The sequence below is a fragment of the Desulfobacula phenolica genome (assembly GCF_900105645.1).
GTDB classification, from domain to species: Bacteria; Desulfobacterota; Desulfobacteria; order Desulfobacterales; family Desulfobacteraceae; genus Desulfobacula; species Desulfobacula toluolica.
In genome coordinates this window covers 505541-520246 of record NZ_FNLL01000002.1, presented here as the reverse complement: position 1 = coordinate 520246, position 14706 = coordinate 505541, and the positions used below count along the sequence as shown (strand labels likewise).

The following is a 14706-nucleotide window of genomic DNA, read 5'->3' as shown; positions in this document are numbered from 1 at the left end:
GTTATTTGCCCCCTTCTTTTTCAGCCGCTTTTAATTTAGACTCAGTAACTTCTTTGAAACGATCCTGTGCGATCTTTCTGTTAACATCCCAGACTGGTCCCCTGATTCTCGGTAGTGTGGGATTGATCCAGAAAATACGAAACTCCATGCCGCAGGTTGCGCATTTGGCATGATCTGCGCCTTGCTCAGGAACGATGCGCTCCATGCAACTTGGGTTGTGGCACCTGACTTTACCGAATGTCCTGGTTTTCTGCAGACTTTCCGCGCCGGTTAATTCAGCCATTGTTACCCCTCTCCTTTTTTAGTTATCGAAAAAGTTCGCTATGATGTTTTTTGCCATCTGGGCTTGTTCACCATAATAAATCTTTTTCCGGTTTTAGACCCTGTTTTTTTATCTTAAATATCAAATAATGAAACACTTTCAGACATCTGTTGCTGTTTTTTGCTTGACATCTGTGATGATCATCTGATATTTGATTATTCAATATAGCGAACAAAACTTAACTTTGTCAAGTTTTAAAATTCAAATGGCTTGACAAATAATTTAAAAAGCTTTCCGTGATAAATGAGGAGGAAAGGATATGACGACGGACCGAAAAATTGCACTTGTGGACCTTGGCCGGTCTGAGGTGGAAACGTTTCCGATATCAATGGATCTTGAACAAAGATTCCTTGGCGGCAGTGGTGTTGCCACCTACCTTTTTTGCAAGCATGCGCCAAAAATGTGTGACCCGGGTTCCGCCGATAATATATGCATCGTCAGTGCGGGATATCTGAGCGGTACTTTGAGTGCGCCCCTTGGGACGGCTGTGTTGACAAGCAAATCCGCTGCCACGGGTCTTATGGCCAGGGCGTGCGTAGACGGTCCCTTTGCCGCGCAAATGCGCCGGGCCGGTTTTGAACACCTGGTGTTGAAAGGACGGGCTGAGAATGAAACCTGCCTGCTGATCCAAGACGGCTGCATTGAGTTTAAAGAGATACCCGGTCTAAAGGATAACGGTTTGTCGGAACAGCGTGCAATGCTCCGTAAAGAGAACCCGGGAATTGAGGCACAGTTGGTCTGTATCCAAAAAAATGGAGGCGGTCTGTTTTTTGCCGCAGATGCCTGTTTGGACTTATCCAAGGACGTGGAGGGTATGGAACCGGACAAGAGCGGTGTGGCGGAAGTCTTGGCGGCAAAAAACGTCGTGACCCTGGCCTGCTGCGGTACAATAGAATTGGAAGTAAAAGATCCCGAAGGCATTATTGCCTACGAGAAAAAACATCTTGAAAACATTGATGAATCGCTGATCCAGAACGACCCGGAGCCGGTCATCATTGAGGGTCCGGCAGGATCCGTTGACCTGACGGAAATAAAACAGACCATTGAGCAGTGTCTTGGACTGCCGTCAGGAACAAAGAACTGTACCAACAGCAGTGAACTCAACTTTCAAATCGCGGCTGACAGGATTTTGCTCAATACCGGACTTGCTCTGGATGAAGATGAATTAAAAGAGATTGCCTACCGCTGTATCGCCATGGAACGTATCTATAACCTAGGCGAGGGGATTACCTCAAAGCAAGGGCAGCCGGCCGAGGATTACGGGGAAAACGAATGGACCCGGGAGGCTGTGTTAAAAAAAGAAAAGGTGTTTGAGCCGCTTCGGATTGATGATCTGTGGGGTCGGTTAAAATCTTAAGAATCGTTATAAATTAATATATAAGAATGATGAGAGTCCATGACCATGAAAATACTGATATCAGATCCAAATAAATGCAACGGTTGCAGGATGTGCCAGACTGCCTGTGCAATCGTGAAAGCCGGGGTCTGCAACCCGGAAAAATCCCGTATTCAAGTGATGGAGATGGATGAATGCGACCGGTATCTGCCCCTGGTCTGCCAGAATTGTGAAGACGCACCCTGCATTGCCGCATGTCCCAAAGAGGCCATCAGCAGAATTTATGACCCGGTGATGCGGACCGTCATTGATTACAATAAATGTGTGGGATGCCGGATGTGTCTTAACGCCTGTAGTTTCGGTACCATCGGGTTTGATGAGGAGCGGGGGCGGCCGTTCAAATGTGATCTTTGTGGGGGAGACCCGCTGTGCGTTCAATTTTGCGAGACAGGGGCATTAACATTAAAGGATCCCACCATGATTCAATACGACCAGGCAAGGGTATCCGCGTTAAAACGCACCGGTATGAGGAGATGAATCTTTGATAAATAATAACAGAACAGACGGAGTCAAACGTCATGCGCTATTTTCAAGTAAACGATCAGTGTAACGGGTGCCTGGCTTGTGTCCAGAACTGCCCGGCAAATGCATTGCGCGCGGAAGATGGAGGTGCAAACCGCGTACTTTCCCATAATATGGCACGCTGTGCGCGCTGCGGCAACTGCTATCGTATCTGTCCCCAGGGAGCCATAGAATTTCAATTTATGCTCGAGAACGGCTGGGATGAGGTAAAATCCCTTGAACTTGTCTACTGCAGCGTTTGTGGCGTTCCAATATATACAGTGGATTACAGGCGGACATTATCTGAGAAACTGGGCAAGCCGAGTGAACCGGTTTGTTCCAAACATCGGGATGAGGTGGCCCGGGCTGCAAAGGCCCATTTTCTGAAAGGGCGGTCCCCGGACAAGGGAGGTGTAGCAATATGATCGTCGGCAATCTTAAACCATTGGAAGAAATTACCGCAAGCATAGAGGATTATAAAAATATTTTTGTCCTGGGCTGCGGCGGGTGCGTTTCCGTCTGCCTTACCGGAGGAGACAGACAGGCCCACGAGTTGGCAACGGATCTGGATCATATCCGGCATTACAAAAACGGTAAACCCAAATTTTGTGTGCATACTGTTGAGCGTCAATGTGAACCGGACTGGCTGAAGGAGTATCTGACAATTCCCGAAAATACGGATGCAGTGCTGTCTCTGGCCTGCGGGGCAGGTGTGCAGACAATGGCGTCAGTGTTCGAGTCCCTGCCCGTTATCCCGGCCATTAATACAACGTTCATGGGTTCTAATGTGGAGCCGGGTGTCTGGCAGGAGATGTGTCAGGGCTGCGGGGACTGTATGCTGGGTCATACAGGAGGGATATGTCCCATCTCCAGGTGTGCGAAAACCCTTTTTAACGGACCCTGCGGCGGTTCCAGCAATGGAAGCTGCGAGGTTAATAAAGATACACCCTGTGCCTGGGCCATGATTTACTACAAGCTTAAAGCGACCGATCAGCTCCATTACCTGATGAAAGTCAGGGAGCCGAAAAACTGGCAGCCTGCCGGAAGCGCTGGGCCGAGAAAACTGGTGCGGCCTTTTAATAAACCGCTTTAAGGTAAAGTCCATGGAAATTAATGAGATAGAACTGCTCAGTGTCGGGGTTGATGTGGGATCTTCCACAAGCCATCTGGCTTTTTCAAGCCTGCTGCTTAAAAGAGACGAAACATCCCCCACCCGGCGGTTTCATGTTGTTGACCGCAAGGTCGTTTATGAGGGAGAAATTATCGATACCCCATTAGAGGATCGGGATACCATAGATGTTGAGCGGTTGACCCGGTTTTTTAAAGAGGAATACAGCCGTGCGGGAATCCATCAGGATGATGTCAAAACCGGGGCTGTGATCATCACCGGGGAAACAGCCAAAAAGCAGAACGCGGAAGCGATTGCTGCCGCCTTGTCCAGCGATGCAGGTAAATTTGTCGCCGCAACTGCGGGGCCCAATTTTGAGAGCCTGATTGCGGCGATGGGTTCAGGTGCTGCCGACCGCTCGAAGCAAACCGGTAAAACTATACTTTCCTGTGATATTGGCGGCGGAACATCCAATATGGCCATCTCCTGCAACGGGCAGGTCGTATCCACCAGCAGTATTGCTGTGGGCGGCCGTCTGTTAGCAGTGGATGCCCAAAAAAAGATCCTGCGGACCAGTTATGCTGCCAAAAAGGTGATGACCCATCTGGGGGTACACTATGATGTGGGAGATGTGATCCCTGAAAAATGGCTTGAAAAAATTACTTCCGTACTGGCCCAAACTCTCGTAGAGGTCATGAATGGGTCTGCTGTTTCAGTTCTTGCCAAAGATCTGATGGTGACCGACGACCTGGACTTTTCAAGAAAAATCGATGAATATACCTTTTCAGGCGGTGTCTCTGAATTGCTGTACGGCTGCAATGGGTATCAGCATAACGATATCGGTTCATACCTTGCCGCTGAAATTAAGACGCTGTTCCCAAAGCTTTCCGGACCGGTCATTGAACTTGAAAACAAGATAAGGGCGACGGTTATAGGTGCCGGTGCCCATACATTATCCATATCGGGTTCCTCGGGATTCATGGATGACCAGCTTAAGTTTCCCATGTGGAACGTGCCGGTGCTAAGGGTTGACGTGGAACAGGACAAATTAAGCCATGCCCATATCAAATCTGAAATTGAAAGGTCTTTGAAGCGGTTTGATCTGTCCGAGGGGGCCGAGACCGTGGCGTTCTACTTTAAGGGTCTCACCCACAATTCCTACCAGAAGCTGGTAATGTTTGGTAAAGCCATTGAGTCGGCACTGGCAAATTCAATCGGTAAAAACATTCCCATTATTCTCATTTTTCGGGCTGATATTGCCTGTGGTGTGGGAAATGTCATCCGCCGGGAAACAGGCCTTAAAACCAACCTGCTCACCCTGGATGAACTGGATCTTAAGGATGGTGACTGGATCGACATCGGCGAACCGCTGGTGGACAAACAGGTGTTCCCGGTGACCGTCAAGTCACTGATTTTCCATGACACCCGGAAAGTATGATGCGGTCTGTTTATTTACCGGCAAAGCTTGACAGCGTATAGATAAAGAACAAGGAGAGAACAATATGAGTGAGCTTAAATCAGGCAGTAATTTGGAAAAGGTTCTAAATGCGGGCCATTTCGCTTTCACCGGAGAATGCGGTCCCCCAAAAGGTGCCAATGTCGACCATTTAAATGAAAAATTAAGTCACCTTGTGGGGTATGTGGATGCCGTCAACATGACGGACAACCAGACAGCCGTGGTCCGCATGTCTTCCATTGCCGGCTCTGTTTTGATGATGGAAAAGGGGCTTGAACCCAATTTTCAGATGGTCTGCCGGGACAGGAACCGCCTGGCCATGATGAGTGATATTCTAGGCGCTTATGCCATGGGTATCCGGAATATGCTGTGTCTTTCCGGCGACCACACAAGTTTCGGGAATCATCCCGAGGCAAAAGGTGTCCATGATATTGATTCCATGCAGCTGATTGCCATGGTGAAGAAAATGCGGGACGAGGGCAAATTTTTAAATGGCGAGGATATTGACGTACCGCCGAAACTGTTTATCGGGGCCGCTGCCAACCCGTTTGCGGATCCTTATGAATACCGGGTGTTCAGGCTTGCCAATAAAATAAAAGCAGGTGTGGATTTTGTCCAGACACAATGCATTTTCAATATGGAAAAATTCCGTGATTTCATGAAACAGGCCGTGGATATGGGGCTTCATGAAAAGTGCTATATCCTGGCTGGTGTCACACCCATGAAAAGTGCCCCTATGGCCAATTTCATGTCCAAGTTTGTTCCGGGTATGGATATCCCCGAACATTTGATCAAACGCCTCAGGGGCGTGCCCAAAAAAGACCAGCCAGAGGAAGGCATCAAGTTTGCGCTGGAACAGATCGAAGAATTCAAAGAGATGGAAGGTGTGGCAGGTGTCCATCTGATGGCCATTGAATGGGAACACAGGGTGCCTGAAATTGCAGAAAGGGCAAACGTACTGCCCCGACCGGTTGTTGAATAGAAACCATGGACTCGCAAGGTTATTACGAAACACTGAAGGTCAGCCGCAATGCAACGGATGAACAGATAAAAAAGGCTTACCGGAAACTGGCCAGGCAGTTTCATCCCGATGTAAACAGTGATGAGGGGGCTGAAACCCGGTTCAAATTAATCGGGGAAGCATATGAGGTTTTAAGAGATGAGGGGAAACGACGGATCTATGACATGACCGGATTTAAACGGTTCGGCACTTGGGCCGCTTCCAGGTCTGACGGTCAAAACGGAATGCATCAATGTTCCGGTGGTATGAACGGCGGCAAATGCAGTGCTTTTGAAACGCTTTTCAGAAGACGGTCCGGGGTCAGGAAAAATCGGACTGGAACCGGTCACAATGAATTTCCAAAGGCTGACGGACAGGCGACATCTTAAAATCCGGGCGCACTATTTTCAGGATTAAAACAGAAAATGTAGCCCCTGGCTCACTGAGTCCCAGAAAATCTTCGATACCCCTGCCGATTCGAAAATTATTATTACAGGCCTATGGTATTAACCTGTCGCGTCTTGGTTCACAGCATGGGCGTATGAGTAAATAACAGTCAAGGATGGTCGCGATCTTTGCATATTAAGTTGAGCTAATTCTTCCATAAGGCAGCAAGTTATTCTATAATGCACGTTCCGGTATTTTACCGGAGCGCGCTTTTTTTTTGTGGAAAGGAAAAATGAATTCAAAAAAGAAATTTGTCATCATCACGGGATACTTTAAAGGAGAGTCCTACGGTCTTTTAGGTCCACAGATGGCAGCCACCGTTATATCTGATAACAGTGAGTATGAGGCGCTTGTCGTAGGGGTGACCAATGAAGATGACAAAACAGATCTGATCACGGCACTGGAAAATCATTTTAGCGGAACCCGGATGGTCATTGGGTTTTCAACCCTTGGCGGAAGACCGGATCTGTTTGATCTGGCAGGAGAGCTTAAAGATAAGGGTGCGGTCACTATTCTGGCCGGGCCACAGGCCAATGTCGATTTTAAAGGGGAAGTGGGTCACGACCGCTTTGACCATCGCTTTAAGGGAATGTCGGACCGATTTACCTTTGCCATACAGGGACCTGCCCAGCAGATCCTGCCCATCCTGGAGAGCGGTCTCGATAGTGATATTTCAGAATTTGACGGTGTCCTGTTCAGGAATAAAGATGGGCAGATAAAGGAGAATCGTCCTGCCCCATGGGAGGATCAATGGCTGTCCAAGGTTGACTGGACCAATATTTACCGGTTAAAGGGAACATCCTTTGCCCGGATGCCGATTACCTGCGGCCAGGTACTCCAGCAGATCGGATGCCCCCATGCTGCAAAAGAAAGAAAAATACAGATTGATTATCCTGCCGATCTTGCCAATGAGACAGGGCTGAAACGTGTGACCATCGCCCAGAAGGGATGCAGCTTCTGTGATGTGGCCCAGGACAAAGGATTTATGGGAGCTGTGGGTGAAGAAGCTGTTAAATCCCAGATGGCCTGTTTGCCCGAACAGGCCGACGGCAGCAGGGTCGCATTTGAACTGATCAATGAAAGCCCTTTGCCCAAACTTGATCGTGTCATGGAACTTGCCTGTGAGTGCAGCCTGGAGCTGTCCCAGATTAATTTGACCCTGCGGGCGGATTATTTTCTGAAGGGACGGGAAAATCTGAAGAACACCCTTGAAAAAGCCCAAAAGAAAAACATCCGGATACTGCTGGCCTCCATCGGATTTGAATCTTTTGACGATACCATTTTGAAAAATATGAACAAAGGTGTAACCCGTCAAATGAACCTGGATACCATTAAAACGATCCGGGATTTGAAGCCAAAGTTCCCCTGTCATTTTGGATATCTTAAAGAGGAGGGGGCCAATCACGGATTTATTCACCCGACCCCTTGGGACACACCGGATATCTCCAAGGAAGTTAACCTTACCATTGACATGTACCAGCTGGCCATGGATATTCTTCCCCCTCACAGCACACCGCTGATTATCCACCATGCCTCCGGTCTTGCCGACTGGATACGTCAGATCGAACAACAGGAAAACATTCAGTTTGAAAGGGTCGGCACCACCATCGCCTGGTGGCAACATAAACGTTTAGTGTGACCATGGATGTGCTGATAACGATTATTGCCAGTTTTGTCATGATTTTGCAAAACATCATGGCCATACTGATCCTGCAATTCTACAACAGACAGGCTGGACCGGTATCTTTCTGGAGGGCGATTAAAAAGGCTGTGGGGAACCCGGTTATTTTATCCGCTTTGGTCAATAAATAGTGATATATCAGGCTTTGAAGGGGTGGTATGCAAGGATGAGAACGGACAAATAATTGAAAATCCATCCATTCCATGGAATGACACTTATCTTCCAAAAGTGGACTGGCAAAACCTCCATATATTAAAAGATGAGGCTTTTGAGCCTTTAACCATAACCTGTGCCCAGGTACTGCAACAGATAGGATGTCAGCATGCTGCCAGAGAACGGCAGATTTCCATTGATTATCCATGGGGACTGACACAAGAGGGGAAGTCTCTTTCGTCTATAACCATTTGTCAAAAAATCTGCAGTTTTTGTGATGTGGCAGCGGATAAAGGATATATGGGTGGGGTGGATGAGGCGGCAATCAAAGAACATTTATTGTGTCTGCCGAGCGGTCCGGATGGCAGGAAAATTTCTTTTGAGTTGATTAATGAAAGTCCGTTGTTCAACCTGTCAAGGCTTTTTGAGCTGGCTGACGATCTGTCCATTGAATTGTCCCAGATCAATCTTACCCTGAGGGCGGATTACTTATTAAAAGGCCTGAAACCCCTGGAATCGACGTTGAAAATCGCCGCTAAAAAGAATGTTCGCATTTTATTGTCTTCCATTGAGTTTGAGTCTTTTGATGATACCATTTTAAAGAACCTGAATAAAGGTGTGAGCCGCCAGACAAACCTTGATGCCATCCAGGCGATACGGTCATTAAAACCCAAATATCCCGTACATTTTGGATATCTGAAAGAAGAAGGTGCCAATCACGGTTTTATTTGTCCCACGCCCTGGGACAACAAGGCGCTTTCCTATGAAATTAATAAAACCATCAGCATGTACCGGTTGTTGCTGGATATTTTGCCCAATCACAGCACCCCCTTGATTATCTATCATGCGTCGGGGCTTGCAGACTGGATACGGCAGATTGAATTAAAAGAAAACGTGGAATTTGTAAGGGTCGGAACCACTATTGGATGGTGGCAGACAAAAGATCAATCTTTGTTATGAGTATTGTTTCAACCGTTGTTCCGTTCATGGTTTTCAGTTCTATTTCAAAAGCGGTTTTAAAAAAAAGCGCTGTTCATACGAGGATTAAAGGATGATACCAGGGAATTGCGATTTTGTGTTTTGGAAACAGCGAAGCATGAAATCAGCGTTGCCGTTAGAGTCGTGAACATTTCCTGGACGATGATGCATATCATCAAAGAATTGTCCTTTCTGGGCAATCGTGCAAAAAAGAGGATAATAACTTCTGGCTACTTTCTTGGCTTTATTGAGGCCGATGGGTTTTTCTATGTTTCATCGCGCAGAAGATGATCAAATTGCCTGACAGACAATGTATCTGAAACTGACGCTTAAAATGGGATAAAATCTGTCTTGACTTTAGGGTTCACTATGGATTATATAGCAAAAGCTGCTGAGTTAGGAATTACTGACTATATTGTTAAACCTTTTACAGCGGATATTCTGATGAAAAAGTAACAACGATTATTTTTTCAAAATCTTATATCGTTTGTATGGTTCTTTAAATCGCTGATAAAAATACCGGTTATCATGGATAAACTGGTTTGTAGTTTTAAATTCGTTACAAAATTGTCTGGAAATGGGTTTTTTTGTTCCTGTTTTTACCAACTATCTTAAGAGTTGGTTGCAGCATTTTGATCTATCAATCGTCAATTTGAATGTTTGGAAAACGGATGTGGAAATCCTTTATATTATCGTGGTTGGATGGATTTTAATCCAGTTGCTATTTGTACAAAAAATTCAAAAGCAGGAGGAGGACTTCTAATTGCAGACAACAAAGTATCCTATGCTTTATTCCATCATTTGTCTGACAATATTATTTATAAGCTTTCCATCTCAAGCTCGGACTGAACATTTCGACAGTATATCGGTTGTCTATTGTCAAGACTGGAAGCCTTTTGAATTCCAGGGTGAAGATGGTAATCCTGCCGGAATGATAATTGATCATTGGAAGCTATGGTCTGAGAAAACAGGAATCCAGGTGGATTATCGCCCTGCATCCCAAAGCGATGCCTTGGCTATGGTCAGGACGGGCAAAGTTGATGCCCATGCCGGATTGTTTTACAGCAATGAGCGAGACAATTACCTGCTGTACGGGTCATCACTGAATAAAACAGATCGCCATGTTTTTTTTCATCAATCTTTGGCCATCACACATGATCAGGACATCATGCCTTACCGGGTAGGTGTTCTTACAGATGACTATTTGGACGATTATCTGCAAAAGATGTTTCCAGATTTAGCAGTAGTGGGATATGTCGATTATGCTGCAATGATGGCTGATATACATGAAGGCCGTTTGCTGGTCTTTGCAGCAGATATACTCACGGGCCTTGACCTTTTGCAAAAAAACGATCTAACTTCTGCGTTCCATTACAACGCACATCGGCCTTTATGGCAAAACGATTGGTTTGTGGCGGTGCCGGAAGGCAGACAAACCACGCTTGATGTGATCAACAGGGGGATGGCGCTTATAACACTGTCGGAAAAACGATATATCACAAGACATTGGATGGCATCTTCGAACAATTCCTACCATTCGACTTTGGCGGATAAATTGGGGCTTAGCGAACAGCAGGAATCATGGATCCGTCACAACCCGACTGTCACCGTTGCCGCCACCCCGGACTGGCCTCCTTTCGAATTTTTGGACAGTGGTGACTATAAAGGTCTGCATGTCGATATCCTGCGGCTTGCAGCTCAAAAAGCAGGGCTGAAGATTAAACCTGTTTTTGACAATTGGACCAATTTGACGGATCAATTAAAAAAAGGGGCTTTGGATCTATGTCCCGGATTGACCGTCACCGACGAAAGAAAAAAATATCTTGTTTTCACCGATTCCGTCAGTGAATCCTGGAAGGTCATGATAACCCGAATCCGGGATACGGTTGAATCGTTAGATGATCTTGAGGGGCTTACGGTTACAGTTGAACAAGGATATTCAACACAAACATTTCTCAAAAACAATTTTCCCGGAATCAAACTTTTGCTTGTCGACAACACACTTAGCGCCATAAAAGCGGTCATAACGGGTCGAGCCAATGCTTATATCGGCAATCAGGCTGCAGCATTTTATCAGATAAAACAAAACAGCCTTTCAGGCTTGAAAGCAACGGCATTCTTAGAAGAATTAAAACAGGAACGCTACAGGATCGGCGTGATCAAAAGCAAGCCTCTGCTGCGGGGCATCCTGCAGAAGGCACTTGTTGCCATTACCGCTGAAGAGAGGATGGCCCTTCAGTTGAAATGGTTCGGGGTCACCATGACCGGTAAGGTTGAAAAAACCGATCTTAAATTAACCGATGCAGAACAAAACTGGCTCAAAGAGCATCCCCGGATCAGGATTGGGATTATGCATGCATGGCCACCGATGAATTATGTGGATGAACAGGGGAACCCCGAGGGAATTGGTGTGGATTATATCAATGCGATCAATAGTCGGCTTAAAATTTCATTGATCCCTGTTCCTGGCCCATTCAAGGAAAACGTTGCCCTTGTGAAGGAAAAACAACTTGATGCCGTGATGGACATTACGCCGAAAAAAGAGCGCGAGCCTTTTTTAAATTTTTCCAAGCCTTATTTAAAAATCCCTCATGTGATTGTGGGCCGTGATAATGGTCAGTTTTTCAACTCTGAAAATGATTTGACAGGTAAAACAGTTGCATTGGAATCCGGGTTTTATAATGTGACATACTTTCGAAAAAATCATCCTGATATCACCATCAAGGAGTATGACATCACAAGTGATGCCCTTGATGCGGTATCCCGCGGGAAAGCAGATGCTTATGCAGGCAACCGTGCCGTTGTGAACTACCTGATAAAACAGGAACTGATGAACAATCTTCAGGTTCAGGGACGAATGGAAAAACCGCCCGTTATCCTGTCCATAGGGGTGCGCAAGGATTGGCCGGAACTTGTGACTATTTTGAACAAAGTTCTGGATGCCGTTACTCCGGAAATGGATGTTAAATTTAAGAACAAGTGGGTGTCCCTCACCTTTGAAGATAAAACAGATATGAAAACCATCGTCAAATGGGTGGTTCCTGTTTTCAGTGTTCTGGGGCTGATCATCATTGTTTTTATCGCCTGGAACCGACGGCTGGGCAGGGAAATTTTTGAACGTAAAGCTGCTGAAACCAAGATCCGGGCCATGTCCGACGCATCCCACGATGCCATGATCATGATCAAGGGCAGGGATGAGGGTGAGGGTGAGGTGATGTTCTGGAATTCCGCTGCCGAGACCATGTTCGGTTATACGTCTGATGAAACCTTGGGCAAAAGAATGCACACGCTTTTTGTCCCTGAACAGTTCAGGCAGCCTGTTCATGAAGGCTTGAAACGATTTTTCAAAACCGGCCAGGGACCGGTCATTGGGGGCGTTATGGAGCAAACAGCGCTAAGGCGTGACGGCACGGTATTTCCGGTGGAAATTGCAGTATCATCCTTTCAACTGGATCATGAATGGTATGCTGTGGGTTCGGTGCGTGACATCACGGAAAGAAAGATAAGCGAACGCCGGATAAAAGTCGCCCAGGAAGAACTGCTGCTGATTTTCGACAACAGCCAGGTGGGAATTTTGTTCATGCAGAATGATTGTGAAATTGTCAGGATAAACCAACGTATGGTCGATATCCTTGATTATAACACCCCAAAGCAAATGATCGGCTTGTCAATGAGCCGGCTTCACCTGAGCGATGAGTATTTTCAATCTTTCAAAAAAGAGCGAAACAAAGTGCTGGTTCAAGGCAAACAAAGTCGAGGAGAGTATCAACTTTGCAGAAAAGACGGTTCGGTTGTCTGGTGTTCCTTGACCGGCAAGGCTGTGGACACAACTGTCCCCCCTGATCTGAGTGTAGGTGTCATCTGGGTTGTGGAAGATATTACCCGGCGAAAGAAGATGGAAGATAAGTTGAAGCGATCCGAGGAAAATTTTAGAATCATCGCAGATTATACATATGGCTGGGAAAGCTGGCATAATGCTGAAGGCCTTTTGCTCTGGGCCAATCCCGCAGTGGAACGAATCACCGGTTACAGTGTGGATGAATGCATGAATATGGAAAATTTTCCTGATCCTTTTGTTCACATTGAGGATAGGCATTATTTTGAAAAACTTAAAAAAAAGGCCCTGGCTGGAGAAGTTGGTAAAGATGTTTCCTTTCGCATTATTCAGAAAACAACGGGGAATGAAATCTGGGCTACCATTGCCTGGAATCCGGTCCATGATGAAGACGGCCTGATAAAAGGGTTTCGTACCAGTGTGCGGGATATGACCGAACACAAGATCGCCGAAGAGAAACTCAAGGCAAAGGAGAGGCGCTTCAGAGCTTATTTTCAAAACAGCCTGGTCGGTATTACTATCACCCATCCGGACAAGGACTGGATTGAAGTTAACAATAAATTTCTCGAGATGACGGGATACTCCCGTGAAGAACTGGAAGACTTTTCCTGGGAGGAACTTTGCCGGTCTGAAGATCTCAAAACCGACCTGGAAAATTATGACGGTATGCTTGCCGGTAATTTGGATAACTACTTTATGGACAAACGGTTTTTAAAAAAAGACGGATCGTTTATTTACACTAAGATGGCCGTATCCTATGTTCGAAACGACCATGATGAAGTGGAGATGATCCTTGCTTTTTACATTGACATTACAGAATCTAAAAAGGCGGAAAAAGCAATGGAACAGCATGTGAAAGATTTGGAACAATTCAATCGTCTTACCATCAGCAGAGAGGAGAGAATGATTGAACTCAAGGATGAAATCAATAATCTGCTTTTGGAGATGGGGCATAACCAAAAATATAAGATAAGATAGGCATTCAACAAAAAAAACAGCTATGGAAAAAAGGAGTTCAATGATGATCACCACCGATAACGATCTTGTAAAAAGTGAACTTGCGCTGAACATTCTCGATCAGATTCCGACACCGGTCATGGCGGTGAACAGGGATTTTCAGCTTCTCTATATAAACAATTCCGGCATAAAGTTAGTTGGGAAACCCTGGAAGGAAATCCGAAATCGCCCCTGTTATGACGTTTTCAATTCCCTGCACTGCCGGACACCGGAATGCCGGATGCAGAATGTGATTGATGGCGCTGAGTCTTGTACTATACGCAATGAAATAACCATTAATGAAAGAACCATACCCATTGAATATACCACAGCCGCCCTGAAAGACAAGGAGGGGAATACCATCGGTGGTCTGGAATATATTTTCGACATCACGGAACGAGTCAGGCAGGAGAAAAAACTCAAAGAACAGAGTCGTACCATCATGGAGATTTCCACTCCAGCCATTAAACTGTGGGACCGAATCATCATCCTCCCGGTGGTGGGTGTTGTGGATTCATTACGGGCCCAGCAGATGATGAACACTATGCTTGAAAAAATCAAGGAGACGTCTGCACGGGTAATCATACTGGACATCCAGGGTGTGGCAGCGGTTGATACGGCAGTGGCCAACCACCTTATTAAAATTGCCAAGGCCACTAAGTTGATGGGGTGCCGCTGTATTATTTCCGGCATTTCCCCGGCTGTTGCTGAAACCATTGTTCAGCTCGGTATTGATCTGGGTGATATTGCCACCAACTCTACTCTTCAGGATGCATTGTCCGATGCTTTTATCATCATGAAGCTCATGGTGACCGACAAAAAGTGAGGCATAC

The 14706-nt window shown here is 46.2% G+C and carries 13 protein-coding genes; 12 read left to right on the top strand and 1 reads right to left on the bottom strand.

Translation table 11 applies throughout. From position 1 onward, the window contains the following. Nucleotide 1: 1 nt before the first annotated feature. Complete coding sequence (locus tag BLT94_RS04760; RefSeq protein ID WP_041279209.1) at nt 2-283, bottom strand: hypothetical protein; 282 nt, start codon at nt 281-283, stop codon at nt 2-4. Between the two features lie 298 nt (nt 284-581). On the opposite strand from BLT94_RS04760, the gene BLT94_RS04755 reads away from it, so the two are divergent. The 12 genes from BLT94_RS04755 to BLT94_RS04700 all read left to right on the top strand — a co-directional run bounded on the left by BLT94_RS04755 (nt 582) and on the right by BLT94_RS04700 (nt 14699). Further along, entirely contained in the window at nt 582-1679 is a 1098-nt protein-coding gene (locus BLT94_RS04755; RefSeq protein ID WP_092230984.1) for an aldehyde ferredoxin oxidoreductase N-terminal domain-containing protein, read from the top strand. Nucleotides 1680-1724: 45 nt separating this feature from the next. Beyond that, entirely contained in the window at nt 1725-2195 is a 471-nt protein-coding gene (locus BLT94_RS04750) for a 4Fe-4S dicluster domain-containing protein (protein ID WP_158406051.1), read from the top strand. 41 nt (nt 2196-2236) lie between these two features. Then, the gene (locus tag BLT94_RS04745) at nt 2237-2644 is read left to right on the top strand and encodes a 4Fe-4S dicluster domain-containing protein (RefSeq protein ID WP_092230980.1); all 408 of its coding nucleotides are present in this window, start codon (nt 2237-2239) and stop codon (nt 2642-2644) included. Then, nucleotides 2641-3312: a methylenetetrahydrofolate reductase C-terminal domain-containing protein gene (locus BLT94_RS04740; RefSeq protein WP_014955956.1), complete on the top strand. Its 672-nt coding sequence runs from the start codon at nt 2641-2643 to the stop codon at nt 3310-3312. Before BLT94_RS04745 ends, BLT94_RS04740 begins: the two co-directional genes overlap by 4 nt. A gap of 10 nt (nt 3313-3322) precedes the next feature. Then, nucleotides 3323-4765, top strand: coding sequence for an ethanolamine ammonia-lyase reactivating factor EutA (locus BLT94_RS04735; protein WP_014955957.1), 1443 nt, complete (start codon nt 3323-3325; stop codon nt 4763-4765). Nucleotides 4766-4829: 64 nt separating this feature from the next. After that, nucleotides 4830-5765 carry a methylenetetrahydrofolate reductase gene (locus tag BLT94_RS04730; RefSeq protein WP_014955958.1) on the top strand — a complete coding sequence of 312 codons (936 nt, stop codon included), beginning with the start codon at nt 4830-4832 and terminating at the stop codon, nt 5763-5765. 5 nt (nt 5766-5770) lie between these two features. Continuing rightward, nucleotides 5771-6172, top strand: a complete 402-nt coding sequence (locus BLT94_RS22495) for a DnaJ domain-containing protein (RefSeq protein WP_092230977.1) — start codon at nt 5771-5773, stop codon at nt 6170-6172. Nucleotides 6173-6462: 290 nt separating this feature from the next. After that, the gene (locus tag BLT94_RS04720) at nt 6463-7869 is read left to right on the top strand and encodes a radical SAM protein (RefSeq protein WP_092230974.1); all 1407 of its coding nucleotides are present in this window, start codon (nt 6463-6465) and stop codon (nt 7867-7869) included. 2 nt (nt 7870-7871) lie between these two features. Then, the gene (locus BLT94_RS21925) at nt 7872-8042 is read left to right on the top strand and encodes a hypothetical protein (protein ID WP_175530272.1); all 171 of its coding nucleotides are present in this window, start codon (nt 7872-7874) and stop codon (nt 8040-8042) included. 22 nt (nt 8043-8064) lie between these two features. Then, nucleotides 8065-9024 (top strand): radical SAM protein, encoded by a 960-nt coding sequence (locus BLT94_RS04715; protein ID WP_092230971.1) that lies wholly within the window; start codon nt 8065-8067, stop codon nt 9022-9024. A gap of 781 nt (nt 9025-9805) precedes the next feature. Continuing rightward, nucleotides 9806-13855, top strand: a complete 4050-nt coding sequence (locus BLT94_RS04705; RefSeq protein WP_092230965.1) for a PAS domain S-box protein — start codon at nt 9806-9808, stop codon at nt 13853-13855. A 40-nt stretch (nt 13856-13895) separates the two neighbouring features. Beyond that, nucleotides 13896-14699 carry an STAS domain-containing protein gene (locus BLT94_RS04700; protein WP_245742947.1) on the top strand — a complete coding sequence of 268 codons (804 nt, stop codon included), beginning with the start codon at nt 13896-13898 and terminating at the stop codon, nt 14697-14699. Nucleotides 14700-14706 lie beyond the last annotated feature (7 nt).

Coding starts and splice junctions, on each gene's coding strand:
- BLT94_RS04750 (WP_158406051.1), top strand. CDS start 1,725: ATGAAAATACTGATATCAGATCCAAATAAATGCAACGGTTGCAGGATG.
- BLT94_RS04700 (WP_245742947.1), top strand. CDS start 13,896: ATGATGATCACCACCGATAACGATCTTGTAAAAAGTGAACTTGCGCTG.
- BLT94_RS21925 (WP_175530272.1), top strand. CDS start 7,872: ATGGATGTGCTGATAACGATTATTGCCAGTTTTGTCATGATTTTGCAA.
- BLT94_RS22495 (WP_092230977.1), top strand. CDS start 5,771: ATGGACTCGCAAGGTTATTACGAAACACTGAAGGTCAGCCGCAATGCA.
- BLT94_RS04720 (WP_092230974.1), top strand. CDS start 6,463: ATGAATTCAAAAAAGAAATTTGTCATCATCACGGGATACTTTAAAGGA.
- BLT94_RS04735 (WP_014955957.1), top strand. CDS start 3,323: ATGGAAATTAATGAGATAGAACTGCTCAGTGTCGGGGTTGATGTGGGA.
- BLT94_RS04745 (WP_092230980.1), top strand. CDS start 2,237: ATGCGCTATTTTCAAGTAAACGATCAGTGTAACGGGTGCCTGGCTTGT.
- BLT94_RS04730 (WP_014955958.1), top strand. CDS start 4,830: ATGAGTGAGCTTAAATCAGGCAGTAATTTGGAAAAGGTTCTAAATGCG.
- BLT94_RS04740 (WP_014955956.1), top strand. CDS start 2,641: ATGATCGTCGGCAATCTTAAACCATTGGAAGAAATTACCGCAAGCATA.
- BLT94_RS04760 (WP_041279209.1), bottom strand. CDS start 283: ATGGCTGAATTAACCGGCGCGGAAAGTCTGCAGAAAACCAGGACATTC.
- BLT94_RS04755 (WP_092230984.1), top strand. CDS start 582: ATGACGACGGACCGAAAAATTGCACTTGTGGACCTTGGCCGGTCTGAG.